This window comes from Clostridium sp. CAG:43 (genome assembly GCF_000434655.1).
Classification (GTDB): domain Bacteria; phylum Bacillota; class Clostridia; order Lachnospirales; family Lachnospiraceae; genus Otoolea; species Otoolea fessa.
On sequence record NZ_FR895015.1, the window covers coordinates 1 to 5861 of the forward strand.

Annotated in this window: 2 protein-coding genes; both read left to right on the plus strand. The window is 52.7% G+C overall.

What is annotated here, in order from left to right:
* The first annotated feature begins 97 nt into the window (after positions 1 to 97).
* A complete protein-coding gene (locus QVO97_RS01410; protein ID WP_022358638.1) occupies positions 98 to 607 on the plus strand; it encodes a heme-binding protein in 510 nt (169 codons plus the stop codon).
* Positions 608 to 3130: 2523 nt separating this feature from the next.
* Positions 3131 to 5713: a nicotinate-nicotinamide nucleotide adenylyltransferase gene (locus QVO97_RS01415; RefSeq protein ID WP_288188594.1), complete on the plus strand. Its 2583-nt coding sequence runs from the start codon at positions 3131 to 3133 to the stop codon at positions 5711 to 5713.
* Positions 5714 to 5861 lie beyond the last annotated feature (148 nt).

The window sequence follows — 5861 nt, forward strand, 5'->3', positions numbered from 1 at the left end:
GTGAGTGGACGGGTGAGAATACGTATGATATAATGAACCCCGGGGGATCATAATCTGATTCACAAGGGGAAAACAAACCGACACAGGAGGGGAACACATGAAGAATTTCTACACCGAAGAACAATGGAATGAGATTCTGAAACAGCAGGAATCCGTACTTTGCTACGATACATTTACCCGGAAACAGGCGCTTGAGCTGGGGCTTTTGATTGCAGAGGTCACGGAGAAAAAATATTACGGTTCGGTCGCTGTCCGCATCGTGGAGGACGAGACGACCGTCTTTGCCTACAAGATGGAGGGCGCGACGCTGGAAGCAGACTGGTGGATGACCAATAAGCTGGCAGCATCGCGGCTCACGGGGATGAGCTCGCTGCGGGCACTGACGGCATCGAGAGCCAGAGAACTGGAAGCATCCTGGAAAGTGCGCGAGGAGAACTTCTTCGTGTGCGGCGGCTGCATCCCGGTTTTCATGAGAGATGGAAGCCGTCCTTTTGCCTATGTGATGGTATCCGGCATGGAACACTGGAACGATCATCAGGTGATCGCGGATGCGATGGCGAAACAGCTGGGAGTTGAGATTCCGGAGATTCGGAAAGAGCAGCCATAAAACGATTGACTTGTAAAAACAAAGACGTTTGCAGAAATGGAAGATAGATGAGCTATCTGCATTTTTGCAGACGTCTTTTGTGGTTTTACTGTGCCGTATGGCGATGAATTATCCGTTATTTTGTATAGCGCACTTCCCCACCTGGTGGTATAATTCAAGTATTATAAAATTTGATATGAAAAGAATATTTGCAATAACTCAGATGGTTTTTGCATAGCAAAGAACCATCTGAGAGATCCAGAGAATGCGAGGGATGTGGATGAGTAAAAAAGAGGTACGTCAGGCGGCTGCGGAACTGACCGAGCGCCTTTGTGAAAAAGACTTTTTAGACCGGTCGGGACTGAGCCGGAAAAATGTCATGATGCTCATGAACAAGGATCACTGGGAGGAGCAGTTTGCCCGTATTTTCCCTATCAAAAAGCGGATTTCCTGCCGGGCGGTCTACGAGATCTGTGAGGAACCGTTAAGCCTTTTAGGGCATGAGCCGGAAGAGGGCTGGATGAAGTTTACCTACCAGTATGTGTGCCATATTCTCTACCCGGATGCGGAGTTTAAGAAGGAAAATGCCGCTTTTTCCGCCGGTGCGGAGTTCTATCTGGCAGTGCTTCAGTTCGTGTTTGACCGCGAGCGGGCGGTGCTTCCGTACAAACCGATGGAGGACTTTGCATTTTTGGGTGATGAGGAAGCTTCAAGCTTTGAGTGCGCGGCAGAATACAGCCGTTTCAAGAAGTTTTTCGCACAGGAATACATCTATGAGATGATGCGCCTCAATGCGGAGGTGACGCCGTTTCGGACGCTGGAACACATCGCGGGCGTGCATTACGTCGCGATGACGGTGGCACGCGGGCTTTATGCGGCGGGAGTTCCGATCGATCTGACGCTGACCTCGGGCGCGGCTGCGGGACATGATCTCGGCAAATTCGGCTGCAAGCCGAATGAGCGGGTTCCGTATCTTCATTACTATTATACAAACCAGTGGTTTAACAACCATTCGATGGAATACATCGGTCATATCGCGGCGAACCATTCGACCTGGGATCTGGAACCGGAAAACCTGTCGGTTGAATCCCTGGTGCTGATCTATGCCGATTTCCGTGTAAAACAGAGCCGCGGCGACGACGGGCGTGAGATTACCTACATTTCCAATCTGGATGAGGCGTTCAACGTCATCCTCTCGAAACTCGACAACGTGGACGAGGTTAAATTAAACCGTTACCGCTTTGTTTATTCCAAACTGCATGATTTTGAGGATTATATGCGGTCTCTCGGTGTGGATGTGGATTTGAATGGACACCCGAAAAAGCCGGAGGTGCTGCCGGATATTTCCCTTCGGAACGCAGAGCAGACGGTGCAGTCCCTCATTTTTATGGGTATTGAGCATAATATCCGCGTCATGCATCAGATGGGGGCGGAACGCCAGTTTGGCAATCTCCTCGAGGCGGCGCGCAGCGAGAAGGATTGGAAGAGTGTCCGCGCGTATTTAAACATTTTCCGTGAATATTTTACATATACAAACGACAAGCAGAAAGAGCAGACGCTGGGCTTTTTATATGAGCTTTTGATGCACCGCGAGGGCGACATCCGCGCGCAGGCGGCGAGGCTGCTCGGACACGTGATCGCGCAGTTCAACGCTGGTTACCGCAAGGAGCGCCCGGCGGGGATGCCGGATATTGCCGAGGAGCGGGTGATGGAGATCTGGAAGCAATATCTGGAAATGATCATCCGGCCGGATCACAAGCTGATGCTGCAGCAGAAACGGCGCATCCGTTATCACCTGAAAAATGTGCTGGCATCGGTGGTTGATCATGCGACGCCGGGCGATCTGCGGGAATTTCTGGGGGCATTTCTGGTTTGGTATGACCGGGCGGATGAGCTGGATCCGGGCGAGGCATTTTCTTTGCTGGATACGGTGCATTTCATGCCGTTTGATAAGCTGAGTGAAGAGGAACTGGGGAAAATCGCAAAATTTGCCCTGATTGAGTCGCAGAGCGGGGAACCGGATGTGCGGATCGCATCATGGCGCGCCTTCAAGCTTCTGACGGCGTACCAGCCGGATCATCCGTGCTGTGCCGAGATCGGCGTGTGCGTGAGGGCGGCGCAGGTTGAGGACAATATCACGATGACCTTCCTCAAATACCGCGTGTTAAGTAACCTCGGAGAGGACACGGCGAGAGAACAGGAACTTTTGTATGACCGCGACGTTGTCTCCGATATTTTCCTGGATAACCTCAAAACAGCGACGCCGTGGGTTATCAAGTCGGCCAATATCAAGCTGCTCGTCGATCAGATCGCGCATGGTAAACAGGAACATATGCTGCATATCGCAGCGCATCTCTCAAACCTTGTAAAAGTCAGCGAGCACGTGATCGTGCGCCATGATGCCGGAACCGCCCTGCTTCGCATCATCGGGCTTCTGACACCGGATCAGAGAAATGAGATCGTGGTTGAGCTGATGAAGGGGCTGGAAGTCGGTGAGTACGAATTTTCCAAATATATTCCGCAGTATCTGGGGCAGGCGGCGCTGTGGCTNNGGGGGCGCTGTGGCTGCCGCCGGAACAGCTGGAGGAGATCGTTTCCTACCTGCATGGCATGATGGCAAATGCAAACGACCAGATAGTCTCGGTTGCGCTTGATACGGTCGGCGTGCTGCTGGAACGGTATTCGTGCTACCCAGAGCGCTTTGCGGAGGAAAAAGAGATATGCGAGGAACGGCGCGGACGCCTGCTTGGCATCCTGCTCAGTGGTCTGGCGAATTACCGCGAGTCGGTGCGCCAGGAGGCGATGCTGGTGCTGGGGCAGACCGTCTTCGGCTCATCCTGGATGGAGTGCCGGGAGAAAAAAGAGCTGTTCGCCCTGTCCTTCCGCAAGATGCTGTTCTTATTCAATGAAAATAAGGGAAATGAGCTGACGGCATTTTATCGTGCGGCGTCCCTTTCCAATATTTACCGGTTCATCACGCAGTACCATATGACCGAGGGCAATTTAGAGATCAAAGAGCGGAACCAGGTAGCATTCTTCCCAGGCACATTTGACCCGTTTACGCTGTCACACAAGGAGATTGTCCGCGAGATCCGCGACCGCGGCTATGAGGTGTTTCTGGCGGTCGATGAATTTTCCTGGTCGAAAAAGGCGCAGCCGCATCTGATCCGCCGTCAGATCGTGAGTATGTCGGTGGCGGATGAGTTCCATGTGAACCTGTTCCCGGATGAGATTCCGGTCAATATTGCCAATCCGGCGGATCTGAAACGCCTGAGAGAGGTGTTTTCCGGAAAAGAGCTGTATATCGTGGTCGGCAGCGATGTCATTGCCAATGCCTCTTCTTACAAGAAGAAACCGGTTAAAAATTCGATTCATTCGATGAACCATATCGCGTTCCGACGCGTGGGTGATATCAAGGCGGACAATAAATACAACCGTCAGATGATGGATCAGATCAGCGGCAAGGTCGTGGAGCTGGAGCTTCCGGAGCATCTGGAGGACATCAGTTCGACGAGAATCCGTGAAAATGTCGATTTGAACCGCGATATTTCGAACCTGATCGACCCGTCTGTGCAGGAATACATCTATTACAATGGTCTGTATCTGCGCGAGCCGGAATATAAACCATATATCCGCGCGCGTGCGATCTCCTATGAGGAGGTGGAGACGCCGGATGAAATGCTTCTGGCGGAAATTTCGAATTTTGTTCTGCAGGACGAAGAAGATCGCGAGAACCTGTTGAATTCGATGAAGGAGTCGGGCGATCGGCTGCTGCTTCTTAGGAATACCGTGCAGGAAAACCGGCTCGTCGGAGTGGCACGGCTTCGTTATCTGGCGCCGGATGAGCTGTTTGCTGTTCTGGGACAGGTCAGTCTGGCAGATCAGGTGCGCCGCCATACCTACGGTGAGATTCTTCTGATTTCGGGTATCTATGTCGAGCGCGACCCGATGATCAACGACGCGGAACAGCTGCTTTTAACCGAGGCGATCGCACGGTCCTTTGAATATAAATGCGGCTATGCACTTTTCTTCCCGGCAGACGGCTACTGCCCGGAGCGCGTGCTGTCGGCGGTGGTCCGCCAGGGCTTTGTGAAGGCGCCGGAATCCCCGGAAGACGCGCCACTCTATCTGGTCGATATGCATGCGCCGCTTGTATTAGTGCAGAATCTGGAAACGACGTTAAAAGAACCATTTTCCAGCAATCCGCGCGTTCTGGATGCGATCTACAAGGCGCATCGGGAATTGCAGATGGCGATGACGCGCTTCTATCCGGGACAGCTGGTTCTTTCGATGTCTGCGAGCGTAATTTATCATCGTCTGGTGGAACGGATCACGGCGTTAAATGGTGTGCCGCGTGACCCGGTGACGCCGAGACGCCTCGGCGGGGCGATGTGCGTGCCGTTCGGCAAGATCCTGCGTGGAAAAGTTATTCCGAATACGGTGACGAAGACGCTGCATACAGATAAAGTGTACGATCCGGAGCTGAAAGAGAAGTCGATCGAAGCGTTCCCGTACTATTCGCCGCTGCGAAGCCAGATCAAGGCTATCAAGTCCTTTGACCGCCCGGTGATTCTGGTTGATGATCTGCTGCATCATGGCGGACGTTTCGAGGCATTGGAACCGATGCTGCGCGAAGAGGGCGTGGAAATCAAAAAATTGGTGTTAGGTATGATTTCAGGCTACGGGCGCGACACGATGGCGACGAAGGGAGTGCCGGTAGACAGTATTTATTACATTCCGAATCTGCGGAACTGGTTTGTCGAGTCCACACTGTACCCGTTCATCGGAGGCGATACGGTGCGCCGCGATACCGTGAAGGTGGCGGGACTGACGCCGTCGATCAATATGATCCTGCCGTATGCCGCACCGCCGGTACAGGGAAGTACGCCGGAAGCCGCGTTTGAGTTCTCCGCGTGCTGCATCCGCAACGCGCGCAACATCCTTCTGGTGCTCGAATCCGAGTACCGGGCGCTGTTTGCGAGAAACCTGACGTTAAGCCGCCTGTCTGAAGCGGTCATCCTGCCGCTCTGCCCGGATAAAGGCGAGTGTGTCAGCTACGATCCGAATCTGGCAGCGTCGGTGTATCTGGAAAATGATTTGGAGATGCTGTATCGGACGCGGAAGTGAGAAATTATGTCAAATAATGCAAAATAATATCATGATACCAGGGTCAAAAGGTCAGAAGTTCGACGCAAGCTTGCTTGCAGGAGAATTTTTGACCTTGGGACCCGCCAAAAACATGAGTAAGTAGCCATTTTTCAAAGAAAAATGAGCG

Excerpts from the sequence above, each read along its gene's own strand:
- QVO97_RS01410 (WP_022358638.1), top strand. The coding sequence starts at position 98 with ATGAAGAATTTCTACACCGAAGAACAATGGAATGAGATTCTGAAACAG.